The sequence below is a fragment of the Streptomyces sp. NPDC020780 genome (assembly GCF_044334475.1).
Lineage (GTDB): Bacteria > Actinomycetota > Actinomycetes > Streptomycetales > Streptomycetaceae > Streptomyces.
In genome coordinates this window covers 20,384-38,580 of the sequence record NZ_JBIRTB010000016.1, presented here as the reverse complement: position 1 = coordinate 38,580, position 18,197 = coordinate 20,384, and the positions used below count along the sequence as shown (strand labels likewise).

The window sequence follows — 18,197 nt, the reverse complement described above, 5'->3', positions numbered from 1 at the left end:
CCGGCCTGTCGGTTTCCGGTCCGCCGGTCCCACCCTCTCCGGTCCTTCCGTCCCCGGTCCGTCTTGGCCACGTCCCCTTCCGGCAGGTCCCCTACCGGCACGTCCGGCTCGGGCCCTCCGGCAGGGCGGAAACCGGTCACCGTGTCTTTCGTGGGCCTCGGCCGCCCTCCTGTCCGGTGGTGAGCGTCCGGAGATGTCCACCGGGCGAGGATTTCCGGGCCTCACCGGCCTGATCGGGGCGCGGCGAGTCCGTTCGGGCGCCTTCCGCGGTGCCTTCCGTGACACCTTCCCGTGCCGCGCGAGTGACGCTTTTCAGCCATCCGGCGCAGTACGCGGTAACAGGAAGCACAGCGTCCCGCTGTGTTCCGGCCGTGTCGGTCCCCCGACGGAGCCGGCTTCCGGACCGAGGGGAGACGTCCATGAGCCTGCTGGAGCTGATCGCTCTTGCCGACGAGCGAGGGCTGGCCGCGAGCGGGCTCGCCTGTCTGGACCGCTGCCTGCCCCTGCTCACCGACGGCGAGGCTCCGGAACCTCTGCGCCCGCTCTGGGCGAGCTGCGAGGACGGTCAGGAGTGGGCCGCCCGGCTGGTGGCCGTCCGGGAGGCGTTGGAGGGCGTGGACATCACGGACGGGGCGGCCGTTCAGGTCCGCGCGATGCTCGGAGCCGCGCCCTCCGACTTCGCGGCGGGACCGCTGCGGGAATGGGCCGACGCCTGCTCGTCCGTCGCCCTGGACATCCACCGGCAGTTCGACTTCCCGGGCGTGGGCGCGGCCGAGGACGGTGCGGCGCTGCTCAGCCGCTGCCGCGGGGGCGACGACGAGGGCGCCGGCCCGCTCGTCACGGGCGAACTGCGCCGTCAGATAGGGATCCTGGACATGCTCGCGGAGACCTCGGGCACGCCCGGCAGCGGAGCGGGTCTGCTCCGGGTGCTCGACCTGTCGACCGAGGGCCGGCGCGTGCTGCGCGCGGTGATGGCGCGCCGGACCCGCGGCCGGTCCTGAGCCCGGGCCGTGCGCCCGGCGGTGGGGGACCGGAGCCCCCCGTGTCAGGGCGGGGGGCTCCGGTGCCTGGGGTGTTCGGCAGGACGCGGGGGTGTACCGGCCGGGGCCGGTGAACGACGACCCGTTGTATCCAGCGACGTCAGGGGCCCCGGCGTCACACGCGCCGTGCCGCCCGGCGGTGTACGCGGGCCGTCGGGCCCCGGCGCGGCAGTGGGCCTGTGACGTTTCCGCGCGTCCCGGCGCAGAGGGTAATAGGTCGCGGAGCCAACGGAGTTGGGGTGGCGCCGCAGGGCCGTACGACGGCACGGTGACGGTGCCGGACCGGGTTCTGAGTGGGGTTGTGTGGGCAAGGCGGGGGAGCACTGTCGCGGGCGGGCGTACGACGCCGAGCTCACCGCTGCCGTCGAGCGGGCTCAGCAGGGAAACGAGGAGGCCTTCACCGCCGCCTACCGCATGGTGCACCCCGGCCTCCTCGTCTACGTACGCGGGCTCGTCGGTGAGGACGCCGAGGACGTGGCCTCCGAGGCCTGGCTGGAGATAGCCCGGGACCTGGGACGTTTTCGCGGGGACGGGGCCGGCTTCCGCGGCTGGACCGCGATGATCGCCCGGCACCGCGCGCTCGACCACCTGAGGAAGCAGACACGACGGCCGCGTACCGGGCTGCTGGAACAGGACGTGCTGCAACTGCCGGGCGGGCACGACACAGCCGCCGCGGCGCTGGAGATCCTCTCGACCGAGGCGGCGCTGGCGATGATCCGTACCCTGCCCCGGGAGCAGGCCGAGGCCGTCCTGCTCAGGGTGGTCGTCGGCCTCGACGGACCGGCTGCGGCACGCGTGCTCGGCAAGCGTTCGGGGGCGGTACGCACCTCCGCGTACCGCGGACTCAAAAGATTAGCCGAGCAGTTGACGCCCGGCAGCGGACCGGGCGATGTGACGAACGACGAGCGCCGTACGCTGGGTGAGGAGCCATGACATACGCGTCTCAGCCATCGCCGGATCCGGAGGAGCTGCCGGACACCCCCGCGTTGGCCGCGTTGCTGGCAGCCGCGCAGCGCGCCGAAGCGGTCCGCCCCGAGGACGAGGAGCGGGCGCTCGGCGCGTTCCGTTCGGCGCGGGACGGCGGAGCGTACGCCGCCCGCACGCCACTGTGGCGCAGGCGGCGCAGGCGCGACGACTGGCGGCCCGGGTCCGCGCGCCGCGTACGCCCGGTCCGGATGCTGCTCGGCGGATTCGTGCTCGCGGCGACGCTCGGCGGGGTGGCGGTGGCCGCCAACTCGGGCGTCCTGCCGAGCCCGTTCGGTCGGCCCGATCCGCAGGAGCCCGTACGTCCCGTCCACAGCGCCCCGGCGACGCCGGCCGCACCGCCCCGGGGCGCGGACGGTTCCGCGAAGCCGCCCCTTCCCACGGCGCTTCCGGGAGCGGGGCGGCCCACCGGGGGTCCGGACCGGGGACGGGGCGACGGCGCGCTCTGCGAGGCGTACCGCAAGGCCGGGAACAGCGGGAAGGCCGCCGACTCCACCGCGTTCGACCGGCTGGAGACGGCTGCGGGCGGCCCCGCGGCGGTCCTCGCGTACTGTGACGCGCTGCTCGGGCAGGCGCCCCGGGAGAAGACGGGAGGCGCACAGCGCGGGAAGGGCACGACCGGTCACTCCGCGCGGCCGACGCCGGGGAGCGGCAACGCGAACAGCAATGCGAACAGCGGGTCGAGCGGGAGCGCCGAGGCGAACGCCGGGTCGAACGGGAGCGCCGGCAGCAACGCGAACGGCAACGCGAGCGGCAACGCGAGCGGCAACGCGAACGGCAACGCGAGCGGCGGGCCGAAGGGCGGCAACGCCGCCTCCGGTTGATCCGCCGGCCCCGGCGGAAGCGGAGGACTCCAGCGTCCGGTGCTCACGCAGGCGGGGCGCCTGGGGAGCTGCGACCGGGGCCGCCACGCCGACCGGAGCGCGCCGCTCGGCCACGCGCTGGTCATTCAGGCGTTCCCTCACCCGGGTCCTGCCGGACATGAGGGGCAAGGGACGACGACCGGGGCCGCCACCCCCCACAGGAGAGGCCCCGGCCGTCTTCCACGGAGCCGCAGTGCGACCCCGTACTCATGTCAGCGCCACGGGTGCGTTTTCTGTCACACCGCGCTGCGTCAGGAGACGGTTGCGGGTTGTACAAGTCATGGACGCGGCACCGTCCGACCACGTAGCGTGCTGAGTCGCGCAGGGTGGCGCGGCAGTGATGACCAGCTGCGATACGGATCAGCGGGGCGGGTTGAGGGAGTGCTGGGGGACGACGCGGAGCTGACCGCCGCGGTGCTCGCGGCACAGGACGGGGACGAGGACGCCTTCCGGACTGTGTACCGCGCCGTGCACCCGCGGCTGTTGGGCTACATACGGACGCTGGTGGGGGAGCCCGACGCGGAGGACGTGGCGTCCGAGTCCTGGCTGCAGATAGCCCGTGACCTCGAAAAGTTCAGTGGGGACGCCGACCGGTTCCGCGGCTGGGCGGCCCGCATCGCGCGCAACCGTTCGCTCGACCACATACGGATGCGGGGCAGGCGCCCGGTGTCCGGCGGCGACGAGAGCGAACTCGTCGAGGAGCCCGCCGCGTCCGACACGGCCGGCGAGGCGATGGAGTCCCTCGCCACCGGGCGCACCCTCTCCCTCATCGCCCAGCTGCCCCAGGACCAGGCCGAGGCCGTCGTCCTGCGCGTGGTCGTCGGGCTGGACGCGAAGAGCGCCGCCCGGACCCTGGGGAAGCGGCCCGGTGCGGTGCGTACGGCCGCGCACCGCGGGCTGAAGCGACTGGCGGAACTGCTCGGCGCCGAGCATCCTACGGAGGACGGGATTCCGGCAGGGGCGGCCGAGCTCGGTGCCGTGCCCGCCCAGCGCCCCGGCCGCGACGGTGCGGCGGCGCCCGCCGGTGTGACGCATTCGCGTCCGTGGACGCAGAAGGACATGTGATGGCCGACGAGCGGGACGAGTGGCTCGACGCGGACGCGGCGGAGTCCTTGCTCCGCGGTGAGTCCGTCGAACCCGTCGACGATCACGCCAGGACCGGCAGCCGGCGGCTGGAGGCAGCACTGCGCGGGGTCCGCACCCCGCGCCCCTCCGGTGCGGAACTCCCCGGTGAGGCGGCCGCCCTGGCCGCCTTCCGCGAGGTGTCCCGGGCCGGTGGGCGGGACGCCGCAGTGAGCCCCGACGGTCCGGCGGGCAAGCACGGCGTTCCGCAGGCCGTACGGATCGGCGCGACGCGTACGGCGCCGTCCCGGCGCCCCCGCTGGACCCGCCCGGTGCGCTACGGCCTCGCGGTGTCGCTCGCGGGGTGCGCTCTCGGTGGTGTGGCGGTCGCCGGCGGCACGGGGATGCTGCCCGCGCCCTTCGGCGGCCATGACGGGCCGGCCCCGGCCGCATCCGTATCCGCGGCGGCCTCCCCGGAGGAACTGGGCGCCGACGCGTCCGCCTCCGCCGGGTCCTCCGCCCGTCCGGCCGACCCGCCCGGCATCTCCGGCCCGCCCGACGCCCGGGCCACGGACGGCCCGGCCGCTCCGGACAGCGAGGAGTCCGGGCCCGGCCACGACCCGGCCGAACGCGAACAGGACACCGGCACCACGGATGCGGGGCCGGACCCGGACGGCTCCTCGGGCACCGGCGACGGGCGCGGGAAGCCCGACGGCTCCACCGGTGAGAGTGCCGCCGAGGCGTACGCGAAGTCGGTTCGGGCCTGCCGGGCCTACCGTGACGACGACCTGAGCCGTGAGGAGAAGCTCCGCCTCGCCGAACTGGCGCAGGGCGAGCGGAACCTGGAGCGCTTCTGCGACCGCATTCTGGGCAGCGGCAGCGGCAGTGGCAGCAACGGCAGTGGCAGCGGCGACAGGAACAACGGCGGCGAGGCGAACGGATCCGGTGGCCCGGCAGGTGACGGTGGCAGTGACAGTGCCCAGGAACGTGAGGGACCGCTCCCCTCGGTCTCCTTCCGCAGGACCCCGCCGCTGGGCACCGCGGAACGGGAGACGGACCCTGGCGTGGACCCTGGGGCCGCAGTCGGCGCGGAGACGACCGACCCGCCCGCCTCGGTGACACCAGCTCGCTGACCTGCGCATATGCGGTCTGTGGTGCGCTCGTGGTCTCCGGGTGTGACATTTCTCGGCGCCCCGGCGCAGTACAGAGTGAGCCGACTGGTCATCGGCCGCGCAACGAGCCGGGGTTCCCCCCGTACCTTCGGCTCAGCGCACCGGCGCGGGCGGGACACGTTCCCCCGGTCCCGTCCGCGCCACCCCCCGCTGGGGGCAGCCGACCGGACCCGGCGCCGGTACCGTCCGGCCGGTCACCCGTGGACGACGACCTTGTCGCCCTTCTTCACCTGGGCGAAGAGCGCGGCGATCCCGCCCTCGTCCCGGACGTTCACACAGCCGTGCGAGGCGCCGGCGTAACCGCGGGCCGCGAAGTCCGACGAGTAGTGCACCGCCTGGCCACCGCTGAAGAACATGGCGTACGGCATGGGCGAGTCGTAGAGCGTCGACACGTGGTGGCGGGACATCCAGTACACCGAGAAAGTCCCCTCGCGGGTGGGGGTGTACTGCGAGCCGAAGCGCACGTCCATCGACGACACGACCCGGCCGTCGATCATCCAGGACAGCGTGCGGCTGTTCTTGCTGATGCACAGGACCCGGCCCGTCATGCAGCGCGGGTCGGGCGCCGCCGCCGGCTTCGCGGCCGGCGGAGCCAGCTCCCGCGCCGTCGGCTTCCGCGTCATCGCGAGCAGCCGCTCCCAGGTCACGGTGTCGGTCCCGCCTGTCCGGGACAGGCCCCGCCTGCCCTGGAAGGACCGCACCGAAGCCACCGTGACGGTGCCGTAGTAGCCGGTGGGGACGCGGTCGAAGTGGCCGATCTGGCGCAGCCTGGCCTGGAGTTCCCGCACCCGCCCGCTCCGGTCCCCTGATGACATCAGGGTCTCCGGTCGCGGCGAGGGCCGCGGGCCGGCCGTCCCCGTGGGGCGGGCGGACGGTGACGGGGAGGGACTCGCCGTGCCGCCGCCCGGCTTCGCGTCGTCCGTCGGGCTCGCGGCCGTGGCCAGGGCCGTCGGCGACGCGGGGGGCCCGGCCGCCCCGACGCCCTCCACGCGGCACCCCGCGGTCAGTGCGGCGACCGCCAGCACACAGGCCGCGGCGGCCGTCACCGTAAGCGCTCCACCCGTCCGGCTCTTCACCCGTGCGTTCCGTACGCGTCTCATCCTCGGCCCCCTGGCTCGCCCACAGCCGTCCCGGTGGTGGCGTGGTATCCACAGACATGGATTCCCTCCCTGCCCGGTTGCCGAATCCCGCGCATGAGGGGAGACACGCGGCCGGACATCGGGAGCGTGCTGTGCGCCATGCTGTGAGCAAGGTCCCAGCGAGCGGCTCACCCCGGCCCGGCCGCCGCCGCTAGAGTCCGTCGCGAGGACGTGTTACCGATACGTAGCGTGAGCGGGAGGCACAGGACATGACGCGTGAGTCCGAGTCGGGACTGCCCATCGAGCCGGTGTACGGGCCGGATGCCCTTCAAGGCTGGCGGCCCGAGGAGAAGCTGGGCGAGCCGGGTGCGTACCCCTTCACGCGCGGTGTCTACCCCACGATGTACACGGGTCGGCCGTGGACGATGCGCCAGTACGCCGGGTTCGGCACCGCCGCCGAGTCCAACGCCCGTTACCAGCAGCTGATCGCCAACGGCACGACCGGCCTGTCGGTCGCCTTCGACCTGCCGACCCAGATGGGGCACGACTCGGACGCCCCCATCGCCTCCGGCGAGGTCGGCAAGGTCGGCGTGGCGATCGACTCGATCGACGACATGCGCGTCCTGTTCGGCGGCATCCCGCTGGACAAGGTCTCCACGTCCATGACCATCAACGCCCCCGCCTCGCTCCTGCTGCTGCTCTACCAACTGGTCGCCGAGGAACAGGGCGTGTCGGCGGACCGGCTGACGGGCACCATCCAGAACGACGTCCTCAAGGAGTACATCGCCCGGGGCACGTACATTTTCCCGCCGAAGCCCTCGCTGCGGCTGATCGCCGACATCTTCAAGTACTGCCGTGCCGAGATCCCGAAGTGGAACACCATCTCGATCTCCGGCTACCACATGGCCGAGGCGGGTGCCTCGCCCGCGCAGGAGATCGCCTTCACCCTGGCCGACGGCATCGAGTACGTCCGGACCGCCGTCGCCGCGGGCATGGACGTGGACGACTTCGCCCCACGGCTCTCCTTCTTCTTCGTCGCCCGTACGACGATCCTGGAAGAGGTCGCCAAGTTCCGTGCGGCGCGCAGGATCTGGGCGAAGGTCATGAAGGAGGAGTTCGGCGCCAAGAACCCCAAGTCCCTGATGCTGCGCTTCCACACCCAGACCGCGGGCGTGCAGCTCACCGCCCAGCAGCCCGAGGTCAACCTCGTACGCGTCGCCGTGCAGGGCCTGGGCGCGGTGCTCGGCGGGACGCAGTCGCTGCACACCAACTCCTTCGACGAGGCCATCGCGCTGCCCACCGACAAGTCCGCCCGCCTGGCGCTGCGCACCCAGCAGGTCCTGGCGTACGAGACGGACGTGACGGCGACGGTGGACCCCTTCGCCGGGTCGTACGTCGTGGAGAAGATGACGGACGACGTCGAGGCCGCCGCCCTGGAACTCATGCTCAAGGTCGAGGACATGGGCGGCGCGGTCGACGCGATCGAACGCGGCTTCCAGAAGGGCGAGATCGAGCGCAGCGCCTACCGCATCGCCCAGGAGACGGACAGCGGCGAGCGCGTCGTCGTCGGCGTGAACCGCTTCCGCCTCGACGAGGAGGAGCCGTACGAGCCGCTGCGCGTCGACCCGGCGATCGAGGCCCAGCAGGCCGCGCGTCTGGCGAAGCTGCGTGCGGAGCGCGACCAGGGAGCGGTGGACGCGGCGCTGGCGAGGCTGAAGAAGGCGGCCGAGGGCACGGACAACGTGCTGTACCCGATGAAGGACGCGCTCCGGGCACGGGCGACGGTGGGCGAGGTCTGCAACGCGCTGCGGGAAGTCTGGGGCGCGTACGTCCCGACGGACGCGTTCTGAGCGGCCGGACCACGCGCACGGGTGATCTCTCGCCGATCGGCCGCGTCCGTGGATAGGCTCGTGAACAGTGGGCTCCGAAAGGAGGATGCCGTGGCTGTGATACAGCACGAGGAGCAGGTGACGACGATGCAGTCCGAGCTGACGATCGGCGAGGCGGCCGAACAGGCCGCACGCTCGCTGCCCGGTCATCGCGTGGAGATTCTCCAGGGGAGGCTCACTGTGACACCACCGGCCGACGGAGCGCATGCGCTGGCACTGTCCTGGCTCGGCGAGGAATTCGGTGCCGGGGCGCGCGCGGTCGGGCTGAGACTGGTGCAGGCGGTCGGACTCTGGCTGCCCACCGGTCCGGACGACTACGCGATTCCCGACCTGTCGGTCGTCGAAGCCGACTTTCGCGACGCCCATGTCATGAAGAACTGTTACGCCCCCCACGTCTTCCGCATGGTTCTGGAAGTCACCTCCACCAACTGGGCGGACGATCTCGGCCCCAAGGTGGAGGACTACGCCCAGGCGGGCATCCCGGTCTACGTGGTGGCGGACCGCAAGCACGACCAGGTGCTTGTCTGCACCGACCCGCGGGGCGGTGAGTACCGGACCCGGACGTCCCACAAGCGGGGGACGTCCTTCTCCGTGCCGGAGGTCGTCGGCCTGGAGATGGAACTCCCCGTGGACCGGCTGCTGGACGGCGACGAGGACTGATCCGCCGCATTCCGGACCACCCCAACGGAGTGTCGCACTCGCGTGCGACACTCCGTTCATGCTGGGTGTCACCGACCTTCCGACCTATCTCGCCGGCCTCGTGATGATCATTCTGCTCCCGGGGCCCAACTCGCTGTACGTGCTGTCCGTCGCGGCCCGGCGCGGGGTGCGCACCGGCTATGTGGCGGCCGCCGGGGTGTGGACCGGGGACGCGGTCCTGATGACGCTGTCCGCGCTGGGCGCCGCCTCGCTGCTGCAGACGACGCCGCTGCTCTTCGCCGTCGTCAAGTACGCGGGCGCCGGGTATCTGACCTGGATGGCGATCGGGATGCTGCGCGCCGCCGTGTCGATGTGGCGGGAGCGGCACCGGCGGGTGGCCGAGCTGACGGACGAAGGTGCCGCCGCCCCGGTGCCGTCGTCCCAGGAACGCCCCTACCGGCGGGCGCTGGTGGTGAGCCTGTTCAACCCGAAGGCCATCCTGTTCCTGATCTCCTTCTTCGTGCAGTTCGTCGACCCGGGCTACGCCTATCCCGCCCTGTCGTTCCTGCTGCTGGGCACGCTGCTGCAGATCGGCAGCTTCCTCTACCTCTCCACCCTCATATTCGGCGGCACCCGCCTGTCCGCCGCGTTCCGCCGCCGCAAGCGGCTGTCGGCCGGAGTCACGTCGGCGGCCGGGGTGCTGTTCCTAGGCTTCGCGGCGAAGCTCTCGTTCAGCAGCGTCTGAGAGCCTGCCGGGTGGCCCGGGAGGTCACCCGACAGGCTCTGAGGCGCAGGGACGGGACGGCGAGGCGGCCGCACGGGGCCGGGCCGGACCCGCTCAGTGGTGCCAGGCCGCGCCGCCGACGTTGTGGATCACACGCTGGAGGGCCTTGAGGGCGGCGACGAACTCCCCGTCCGTGAATGCCGTCGTGGATCTCCGCCCGCGCCCTGCTCACCCGGTCGTACGCCTTCTCGCGCAGGGCGTGGCCCTCGGGTGTCAGCCGCAGACGGCCGGCCGGGTCCTGGTCGGCCAGACCGTTCGTGACGAGAGCGTCGATCTCGGGCTCCAGCGCGTCCCCGACGTTCGGATAGCCGCGGAGCACCGCGACCACGTCGGCGCGCGGGCGCCCGTCCCATCGGCGTCGACGAGCTGGTTGAGGACCCACCAGGGTGGCTGGGGCAGGCCGTGTTCGGCCAGGGCCGCACGGATGTGGGTCACGGCCGCCCGGTGGGCGGCCCCACTCCAGTAGCCGATGGGCTGCCGGGCACGTCCCGCGTCGTCGTGTGAGTAGTCCATGTGCTGGAACGTAGAACCTCGGGAGGACGTGAGGTCGAGCGTGTGCGGCCGGAGGGTGCGGCCCCGGCCCCGGTCACCTCACGGCTGCCCAGAGTTCACCGTTCGTCGGGCCGGGCGACACCCGCTCCTCCATCTGGCTCACTAGCGTGTGCGGACCATGATCCGAAGGCGAGGGCCCGCGTGCCGAAACTGTCCGTTGTCGTACCGCTCCACAATGTCGCTCCCTTCGCGGACGCGACGCTGGGCAGTCTCGCCCGGAACGCGGATCCGGACATCGAGTTCCTGCTGGTCGACGACTGCTCCACGGACGACACACCGGCACTCGTCGACCGCTGGGCCGACCGGCTCCCGCAGGCCCAGGTCATCCGGCACGAGACGAACGTGGGTATCGCGGCGGCCCGCAACAGCGGCATCGACGCCGCCCGCGGTGACTTCGTCACCTTCCTGGACGGCGACGACTGGTACGCCCCGGGCCACCTGACCCGGCTGCTGCACGCCGCGCGGGAGCTCGACTGCGACTTCGCCCGCACCGACCACGTCCAGGCCACCGGCACCAGCCGTGTCGTACGGCGGGCCCCCGCCCGGCTCCGCGACACCGTCATGGACCCGCGCGAGGGCATCGCGTCGCCGGAGTGGGAGACGATGGTGGACTACCCCTTCGTCTGGGCGGGCATCTACCACCGCCGGCTCTTCGAGGACGGCGGCCAGCGTTTCGCGACCCGGCTGCGGACCGCCGAGGACCGGCTGTGGATCTGGCAGCTGCACCTGAACGCCCGTACGTACGCGGCCCTGAACCTGTACGGCATCTTCTACCGGCGGGGCGTCACCACGTCCCTGACCCAGATCAAGGACGCCCGGCAACTGGACTTCTTCCCGGCGTACGACACGCTGCTCGACCAGCTCCGCGAGGACCGCGACGCGGAGATCCTCCTGCCGAAGGCCGTCCGCACCTACTGCGCGATGATCGCCTTCCACAATGAGAAGGCCGACGCGTACGAACCGGGCACGCTCCGGCGCCTGCGCCAGGAATCGACGGCCGCGCTGCACCGCATGCCGCAGCCCGTGCTCGACCAGACCCTCACGATGATGGACACCAGGCGCAGCATTCTGCTCAATCGCCTGCGTGACAAGCAGAAGGCCGCCTGACCCATGTCCACGCGTACCCAGATCTTCCAGGTCTCCACCCTGTACGGGGCGGCCACACTCGCGGCGGCCCTGGACGCCGGCCAGTTCGGCCCGGGCCAGGACAGCCACCGCGTCCTGCTCGTCTCCAACAACGCCGAGATCCCCGAAACCGCCCTCCGGCTCGAGGAGATGCGCGGCTACGGAGACATCGCCGCCCGCTTCGACTCCGTCGTCGACTGGAACGAGGCGATCAGCCCGCACCACCCGAGTGGCTGGGGCCCCCGTTCGGAGGAGACCGAGCTGTGGCAGCGGGCGTTCCGCCTCGCCTGGGGGATAGCCCCCGGAGAGCCCGTCGATCTCGCCGTCGAATCGATCCAGGTCAATCCGGCCCGCGCACTGGCCGCGATCTTCTCCGAGAGCGCCGTGCACGTCTACGCCGACGGCCTGATGAGCTACGGGCCGACTCGCAACAAGGTCCCCAGGTCCATCGCCTGCCGCATCCAGCGGGTGCTCCACCTGGACCTGGTGAACGGGCTGAAACCGCTGCTGCTCGCCGAATCCGGTGTCGAGCCCGAACTCGTGCCCGACGACGCCTTCCGCAAGGTGCTCGGCGAGATCGCGCGCGCCGCCGACGGCGACCGCCGGCTCGCGGCCGTGGAGGCGGAAGCGCCCACCGCCGTACTCCTGGGCCAGTACCTCGCCGCCCTCGGCATCCTCACGCCCGAGGAGGAGGAGGACCTGCACCTGCGCATGCTGCGGGGAGCGGCGCGCGCGGGCCACACCTCGATCCTCTTCAAGCCCCACCCCACAGCACCGGCCCGCTATTCCCGGGCCCTGGACGACGCCGCCGCCGCGGAGGGGGTACGGCTGACCACGCTGGACAGCCCGCTGCTCGCCGAGACCCTGTACGAGCGGTGCGCCCCCAGCCTCGTCGTCGGCTGCTTCTCCACCGCGATGTTCACGGCCGCGGTGTACTACGGCATCCCCGTCGCCCGGGTGGGCACCCGCCTCGTCCTGGGCCGCATCACCCCGTACGAGAACAGCAACCGCATCCCGCTGACCATCGTCGACCACCTCGTCCCCGACCTGGACGAGCAGGGCGGCGAGCCCGTCGAGGCACTGCCCGCCACCGCGCCGGACACCCTCGGGCCGCTGGTCCGCACGATCGGCTACTGCATGCAGTCCGGTCTCCACCCGGCGCTCCGTCCGGAGGCCGAGGCCTGGCTCCGGGCCCACCTCGACGCCGGGACGCAGTACTACTTCAAGCGCCGCAGGCTGCAGAAGCTCACTCTGCCCGGCGGCGGGCCGCGGGGAGCCGCGGTGCGGCTGCGCCGCACCGTCCGGCGTACCCGCAGCAGCCTCGGCCTCTGACGCGGCCCCGGCCGCCGCCCCGGGGCGGCCACTCATCACAGCACGGGGGAACGAGCACGGGCCGGCCCCTCGCGGGGCTGCTCAGGGCGGTGCGGTGGAAGGCGGTGCGGGCAGCCCGCCGCCAACGTGTTCGACGGCCAGAGCTACCGCCGGAGCGCTTCGCGGCCTCCCTGCGGACCCTGGTCCAGCGATCGTCAGCCCGGTCTCGCACCCCGAACCGGCCTACTCTCTCTCCTCCATCGAGCGGCCCGACCGGGGTGTCTCCGTCCACGATCGGGAGCTCGGCGCCCGCCTCGCCGAACGGGCGTCGGCGGTGCTCGACGACCACCCGGCGGCCGTGGCCGACGTCCATAGACGGCGGGAACGCCTCTGGGGACACCCGCGCCCACCTCGCCGACCTGAGGGGCGTCCTCGGCCTGCCGTCTCCCCTCTTCCTTCTCCCGCCTCCCCGGAGCGTCGGGCGCGTACCGGAACCCCACCCGAGCGACACCTGGGCGACCTGACTGTTCACGCGGACGAAGCGACTGTTCATCCAGGCGGAGTTCACCCCGTCGCCGCCCGTTCATAGTCTGCGAGGACCATGCCATCCTCAGCCTCCCCGCCCTCCTCCGCAGCCTCCCCGCCGCCCTCCGCGTCTCCGGACGGATCAGCGGCCCCCACCCCTGTCACACAGCCGGCCGCCGCGGAGGCGGCCCCGGCCCCGCGTGAGCGCCGCGAACACCGGTACGACATCGACCTGATCCGGCTGCTCTGCTCGATCGGTGTGATCCTCTGCCACACCGGCTCCGCCTTCGTGAACACGGTGGGCCGCGAGGCCTCGAACGGCCCCGGCACCTACTGGGCCGGCCTGGTCGCGGACTCCGCAGGCCGTTTCGCCGTCCCGCTGTTCTTCGCGATCGCCGGATGGGTGGTGCTCGTCGGCGCCCCGGTCAGGGACGGCCGGCAGCTGTGGCGGCGGATCGTACGGATTCTCGTCCCCCTCGCCGTGTGGACCGTCCTCTACCTGGCGTGGGGCCGGCTGCGCGGGACCAACGAAGACCCCGTCGGCGACCTGGCACTCGACTCGCTGTTCGCCTCGGTCCGCCCCGCCTACCACCTCTGGTACCTGTACGCCTACATCCCCGTCATCATGCTGCTGGCCTTCGCCGCCCTGGTGAAGTCCGGCAGACGTCCCTGGGGTCTCAGCGCCGGCCTGCTCGTCCTCGGGGCGGCTCCGTCCTTCCTCGGCGACCTGTCCACGCTCACGGACCTCGATCTGCCGCGCTTCGGCTGGGGTTTCGGCCCCTACCAGCTCGTCTACGCCGTGCTCGGCGCCCTGCTGCTCGCACTGCCCGCCGGCAGGCCCGGCAGGCTCCGCCTGCTGTGGCTCCTGCCGGCGGGGGCCGCGCTGGCCGCGATCGTCGCGTACCAGCACGGGGTGCACTACACGATCCCGTACGCGAGCGTGCTGGTCGCCGTGTTCAGCGCGGGATTGCTGCTCGCCCTGCACCGGCTGCGTGTTCCGGACCGCCTGGTCCCGGCGCTGAACCGGCTGGCGGGAGCCTCGTTCGGCGCGTACATGGTCCACGTGCTGGTCCTGGGCGTCCTCACCGACGCACTGGTCACGGCGGATCTGGCCTGGCCGGTGGCCGCCGCCCTCGTGGTGGGCGTGACGGCCGCCACGACCGCGCTCTCCTTCGCCGCGGCCCTGCTGTGGACCCGCCTCGGGCTGACCCGACTGCTGGGCTGAGAGCCCTCAGCGGCGGGCCGCGGCGCGGGCCCGCCGCGCGAGGCGCCGGAGTGTGGTGCTGCGGCGGACGAAGGCGAGGCGGGAGGGGACCACGCCGGGCAGCGCGAGCGACGCCAGACGGCGGCGTTTGAAGTAACGCCAGGTAGCGGCGTCCAGATGCTCCGACAGGTAGTCCTCGGCGGCCGGGCGAAGGCCGGGCAGGACCCTCGGTTGCATGGCGAATCCGACCGCCGGCAGCAGGCCTCCCAGCGCCCGGGACACGTCCGCCGCAGTGGGCGGCGACTGGCCGGCGACGGCGGCCGGGTCCGCCAGGCCGGGCAGGAGGGCGTCGGCGATCGTGACCGCGGTCCGCGCCGGGTTCTCATACGGGGTCAGGCGCTCCAGCAGGGTGCCGGTGCCCGTCCTGGCGACGGGCAGCCCGTACAGGGTGGCCGCGGTGAACAGCGCGGTCGCGCAGCAGCCGACGACCAGGGCCGGGCGTATCCGCTCGTAGAGGGCCTCCGGGAGGCCGGGCCCGCCGGGCGATCCGGCGTCCAGCACGGTGAGTTCGGCACCGAGGCGGGAGGCCTCGGCGACCAGGGCCGTGGACCAGGCGACCGGTTCCTGTGCGGGCGGGACGAACAGCAGACGCCTGTGGCCCAGGGCCACGGTGTCGCGCACCATGCGCAGATGAACCTCCTCCTCCTCGGCCGGGGAGACCAGCCCGGCGGCGGAGAGGCCCTCGCCCAGGAGGAGCGCCGGGTTGGCGGGCAGGACCGACGACCGCGTTCCGGCCGCCAGTTCGCCGAGCACCGTGCGCAGCGCGTCGGCCGGGAGCGGCCCGGGCTCCACCCCGAACTCGTGCAGCAGCAGCGGACGCAGGCCGGGCACCAGATCCGGGACGAGCAGCCGCGTCACGCGGGTGCCGATCAGTGGAGGGAGTTTGCCGCCGGTGGGGCCGTAGGCGCCGATCCCGTCGGCGTAGACGGTGACCGGGCCACCGGTGAGGATCTGGGCGAGGGGCAGGGCGGGGGCGGTGTGCGGCGAGGGGAGTACCAGCTCGACCTCGTCGTCCCCGAGGTGCCAGGCGCGCCGCAGGTGGCGTTCCCACAGGGGGACGTCGTCGGCGCGCGGCGTCCAGGCGGCCGGATGGTGCGGAGAGATGGCGTCGTTCCAGGAGCGGACCTCGTCGAAGCGCGTGCGCAGCGCCTCGAATCCGGGCAGCGCGTCGACGGGCGGTGCGGCCTCCGGGACGGCCGCGTTGTCGCTGAGCAGCAGGACGCGGCGGCCGGCAGTTTCGAAGCGGCCCGCGTCCACGGCGGCGGCGAGCGTCGCCGTGCCGTACAGGGAGGTGGCGAGGAAGATCTGGATGGTCACGCGGAAGCCGCCTCCTTCGCGGCGGCCGGCCGGCGGCGCAGTCTGCGTAGCAGGGTCGCCCGTCGTACGTCCATGGAATCGAGGGTGTCGTCCAGCAGGTGCTGGGGCATTTCCTGAAGGGCCGTCGCGCAGAGGGACTTCAGCGTCCGTGCCAGGGACGGCTCGAATTCTCCGATCGCCCCGACATGGTGGGCGATGACCGCGCAGTACGTACGTACTGCTTTCGGCAGCAGGGCATCCGCGTCCCGGTCCGCCGCCGTCTCACCGAGAAGCTGGTGGTAGGCGCGGACGAAATCCAGTCGGCGCTCGTCGCCGATCCGGGTGAGTGACGTGGCGACTCCGCGCCGGTAGAAATGGCCCAGGGTTCCCAGGACCGCGAAGGATTCCGCCTCCCGGTGCAGTCGCCAGATCCACGGCCGGTCCTCGGCGGTGCGCAGCCCGTCGGGGAAATGGAGCAGTCCACGCTCCAGCAGGGTGCGGTGGTAGAGCCCGGCCCAGGCGAACGCGTAGTCCACCGAGGTGGTGCGGTCGGCCGGCAGGATCGCCTCCCGGGGGGAGCTCACCTCCCCGCGCCTGCCGTGCGGGACGCGGTGCACCGTGCGGGACCTGCCGGTGACCTGGACGTGGTCCGTGCGGACGAACTCGCAGGCCAGTGCCTGTGTTCGGGCGAGCAGCCGGGTGTAGTGGCCGGGTGCCAGCCAGTCGTCCCCGTCCAGGAAGGCGATGTACTCCCCGCGGGCCGCGTCCAGACCGGTGTTGCGGGCCGTGGCCAGTCCGGCGTTGCGTTCGTGCCGGAGGACGCGCACTCCCGCGATCTCGTCCTCGGCGCGGCGCAGGAGCTCCGGTGTCCCGTCGGTCGAACAGTCGTCGACGAGAAGGAACTCGAAATCCTCGCGGGCGTTGGAACGCAGGCTTCTGAGGGTGTCGGGGGCGTATGTCTGCACGTTGTAGATCGGCACGATGACGGAGAGCTTAACCACCCGCGTCACGCTAGACGCGGCCCCGGCATGCGCCTTGTCCCCCGCACGTACGGAAAGTGAACGGGGTATGCCGGAAAGGTGAATCGGGCCGAATCCGGGGGTGGTTCACCCGATCGAGGAGTCGATTCGCCAACCGTCGGCGGGCTGTTAACCATCTGTTGCCACCACGTTGGGCCGCGGCTCGGAAAGCCTTCCTACGTTTTACGGCGTGCCCCCTCGTACCAGTAACGCGGCCGCTCCGGCCGTCGCCTCAGCAGCCGACAGCACGGCGTTGCGTATAGCCGTGCTCGCCGACTCCGACACCCGGTGGAAATGGGGTGCGCTCACCGCACGCCGCCTCGCCGGGGCCGCCGACGCGGGACCGCCCGAGCGGCCCGTCGAGATCAGCGGGCTGCTGCTGCGCGGCCGGGCCACCCCCACCCCCCGGCAGCTCGCCGAGGTGGGAGAGGTCGGCGTGGACGCCGGCCGGGTGCGGGAGGTGACCGCCGTCGAGTTCCTGCACACCGTGCGGGACGAGGCGTACGACGTCGTCGTCCTGGCCCTCGTCGGCGGCGCCGTCCAGGCGATGCTGCACGGCCTGGCCGCCCTCGGCCTGCCGCGCAGGCCCGTCGTCGTCACGGGGTACGTCGGGGTCGTCTACGAGAAGCTCGCCGACGGGCTGCTGCTGCGGCACGGAGCCGACGTCGTCCTCGCCAACTCCCGCCACGACGCGGAGCGCTTCCGCGCGGTGTACGAGGGAGTCGGCGCCGACGCGTCCGCCGTCACGGAGGCCGCCCTGCCGTTCCTCGGCGGAGAGCCGCACCGGGCACAGGAGGGCCGCGACACCGTCGTGTTCGCCGCCCAGCCCTCCGTACCGGCGTCCCGCGCCGAGCGCACGTACCTGCTGCGCCGGCTCGTCGAGCACGCCCGGCTGCACCCCGGCCGCGAGGTTCTGCTGAAGCTGCGCTCCAAGCCGGGCGAGCACACCACTCACATCGAGGAGCTCCCGTACCAGCGCCTCGCGGAGCGGATCCCAGGCGGTCTGCCACCCAACTTCCGCCTGGTGTACGGCCACATGGGCGAGGTCCTGGACCGCACCGACCTGCTGGTCACCGTCTCCTCGACCGCCGCGCTGGAATCCCTGCACCGGCGGATCCCGACCGCGGTCCTCTCCGACCTCGGCGTCCGCGAGGCCCTCGGCAACCACCACTTCATCGGTTCCGGGCTCATCACGTCCTGGGACCACCTCGACGGCGGGTTCCGCCCTGAGCCCGACGAGGAGTGGCTGGCCGGCCAGGGCGTCGCCGCGGACGGCTCGTACCCCGCCGCATACGACGCCGCCCGCGCCCGGGTCGGCGACCTGCTGGCCGGCGGCCCCCTCCCCGCCCTCGCCCCCTACTACACCCCCGCCACCGCCCCCGGATACCTCCCCGGCATCCTCGCCCGCCACCACCTGGGCCCCGACGGCCACCCGCTGCCGGGCGCCGCCGCACCCAGGGAGACCGGCCGGGTCAGGGGAGCGGTGCGCGAGACCGTCCGCAACGCGGCCCGCGGTGCCTACCGCCACGGTGTCCAGCGCGTCGCCCCGGTGATCCGCCGGATGGGCGAGCTGTGACCGCCCGTACCGCCGCC

15 protein-coding genes and 1 pseudogene are annotated in these 18,197 nt (G+C 72.8%); 12 read left to right on the top strand and 4 right to left on the bottom strand.

Annotated elements, in window-relative coordinates; all coding sequences use genetic code 11:
* Positions 1-419 precede the first annotated feature (419 nt).
* The 5 genes from ACH4VO_RS26805 to ACH4VO_RS26785 all read left to right on the top strand — a co-directional run bounded on the left by ACH4VO_RS26805 (position 420) and on the right by ACH4VO_RS26785 (position 5,082).
* Complete coding sequence (locus tag ACH4VO_RS26805; RefSeq protein ID WP_360996607.1) at positions 420-1,001, top strand: hypothetical protein; 582 nt, start codon at positions 420-422, stop codon at positions 999-1,001.
* A gap of 342 nt (positions 1,002-1,343) precedes the next feature.
* On the top strand, positions 1,344-1,973 hold the full coding sequence (locus ACH4VO_RS26800; RefSeq protein WP_360996604.1) for an RNA polymerase sigma factor: 630 nt from the start codon (positions 1,344-1,346) through the stop codon (positions 1,971-1,973).
* Positions 1,970-2,848, top strand: coding sequence for a hypothetical protein (locus tag ACH4VO_RS26795; protein WP_360996601.1), 879 nt, complete (start codon positions 1,970-1,972; stop codon positions 2,846-2,848). The genes ACH4VO_RS26800 and ACH4VO_RS26795 overlap by 4 nt, the downstream gene beginning before the upstream one ends.
* Before the next feature lie 420 nt (positions 2,849-3,268).
* Positions 3,269-3,952 carry an RNA polymerase sigma factor gene (locus ACH4VO_RS26790; RefSeq protein WP_360996598.1) on the top strand — a complete coding sequence of 228 codons (684 nt, stop codon included), beginning with the start codon at positions 3,269-3,271 and terminating at the stop codon, positions 3,950-3,952.
* Positions 3,952-5,082, top strand: coding sequence for a hypothetical protein (locus ACH4VO_RS26785; RefSeq protein ID WP_360996595.1), 1,131 nt, complete (start codon positions 3,952-3,954; stop codon positions 5,080-5,082). The genes ACH4VO_RS26790 and ACH4VO_RS26785 overlap by 1 nt, the downstream gene beginning before the upstream one ends.
* A gap of 233 nt (positions 5,083-5,315) precedes the next feature.
* Here ACH4VO_RS26785 and ACH4VO_RS26780 read toward each other — a convergent pair whose 3' ends face one another.
* The gene (locus ACH4VO_RS26780; RefSeq protein ID WP_360996592.1) at positions 5,316-6,221 is read right to left on the bottom strand and encodes a L,D-transpeptidase family protein; all 906 of its coding nucleotides are present in this window, start codon (positions 6,219-6,221) and stop codon (positions 5,316-5,318) included.
* A 248-nt stretch (positions 6,222-6,469) separates the two neighbouring features.
* Here ACH4VO_RS26780 and ACH4VO_RS26775 point away from each other — a divergent pair, with 248 nt between their 5' ends.
* From ACH4VO_RS26775 to leuE, 3 genes are all read left to right on the top strand, one after another.
* The gene (locus tag ACH4VO_RS26775) at positions 6,470-8,050 is read left to right on the top strand and encodes a methylmalonyl-CoA mutase family protein (protein ID WP_360996589.1); all 1,581 of its coding nucleotides are present in this window, start codon (positions 6,470-6,472) and stop codon (positions 8,048-8,050) included.
* Between the two features lie 90 nt (positions 8,051-8,140).
* Entirely contained in the window at positions 8,141-8,749 is a 609-nt protein-coding gene (locus ACH4VO_RS26770; RefSeq protein ID WP_360996587.1) for a Uma2 family endonuclease, read from the top strand.
* 58 nt (positions 8,750-8,807) lie between these two features.
* Positions 8,808-9,473: a leucine efflux protein LeuE gene (leuE, locus tag ACH4VO_RS26765; RefSeq protein WP_360996584.1), complete on the top strand. Its 666-nt coding sequence runs from the start codon at positions 8,808-8,810 to the stop codon at positions 9,471-9,473.
* 93 nt (positions 9,474-9,566) lie between these two features.
* On the opposite strand, the pseudogene ACH4VO_RS26760 reads toward leuE, so the two are convergent.
* Positions 9,567-10,025 (bottom strand): annotated as a pseudogene (locus ACH4VO_RS26760) (MarR family winged helix-turn-helix transcriptional regulator).
* 180 nt (positions 10,026-10,205) lie between these two features.
* Between ACH4VO_RS26760 and ACH4VO_RS26755 the strand changes: the two are divergent.
* The 3 genes from ACH4VO_RS26755 to ACH4VO_RS26745 all read left to right on the top strand — a co-directional run bounded on the left by ACH4VO_RS26755 (position 10,206) and on the right by ACH4VO_RS26745 (position 14,250).
* Entirely contained in the window at positions 10,206-11,171 is a 966-nt protein-coding gene (locus tag ACH4VO_RS26755; protein WP_360996581.1) for a glycosyltransferase family 2 protein, read from the top strand.
* Positions 11,172-11,174: 3 nt separating this feature from the next.
* Entirely contained in the window at positions 11,175-12,521 is a 1,347-nt protein-coding gene (locus tag ACH4VO_RS26750; protein WP_360996578.1) for a polysialyltransferase family glycosyltransferase, read from the top strand.
* 580 nt (positions 12,522-13,101) lie between these two features.
* Positions 13,102-14,250: an acyltransferase gene (locus tag ACH4VO_RS26745; RefSeq protein WP_360996575.1), complete on the top strand. Its 1,149-nt coding sequence runs from the start codon at positions 13,102-13,104 to the stop codon at positions 14,248-14,250.
* A 6-nt stretch (positions 14,251-14,256) separates the two neighbouring features.
* Here ACH4VO_RS26745 and ACH4VO_RS26740 read toward each other — a convergent pair whose 3' ends face one another.
* Positions 14,257-15,606, bottom strand: a complete 1,350-nt coding sequence (locus ACH4VO_RS26740) for a polysialyltransferase family glycosyltransferase (protein ID WP_360996572.1) — start codon at positions 15,604-15,606, stop codon at positions 14,257-14,259.
* Complete coding sequence (locus ACH4VO_RS26735; RefSeq protein WP_360996569.1) at positions 15,603-16,586, bottom strand: glycosyltransferase family 2 protein; 984 nt, start codon at positions 16,584-16,586, stop codon at positions 15,603-15,605. Before ACH4VO_RS26735 ends, ACH4VO_RS26740 begins: the two co-directional genes overlap by 4 nt.
* Before the next feature lie 208 nt (positions 16,587-16,794).
* On the opposite strand from ACH4VO_RS26735, the gene ACH4VO_RS26730 reads away from it, so the two are divergent.
* The gene (locus tag ACH4VO_RS26730) at positions 16,795-18,180 is read left to right on the top strand and encodes a DUF6716 putative glycosyltransferase (RefSeq protein ID WP_360996566.1); all 1,386 of its coding nucleotides are present in this window, start codon (positions 16,795-16,797) and stop codon (positions 18,178-18,180) included.
* The last annotated feature ends 17 nt before the right edge of the window (positions 18,181-18,197 follow it).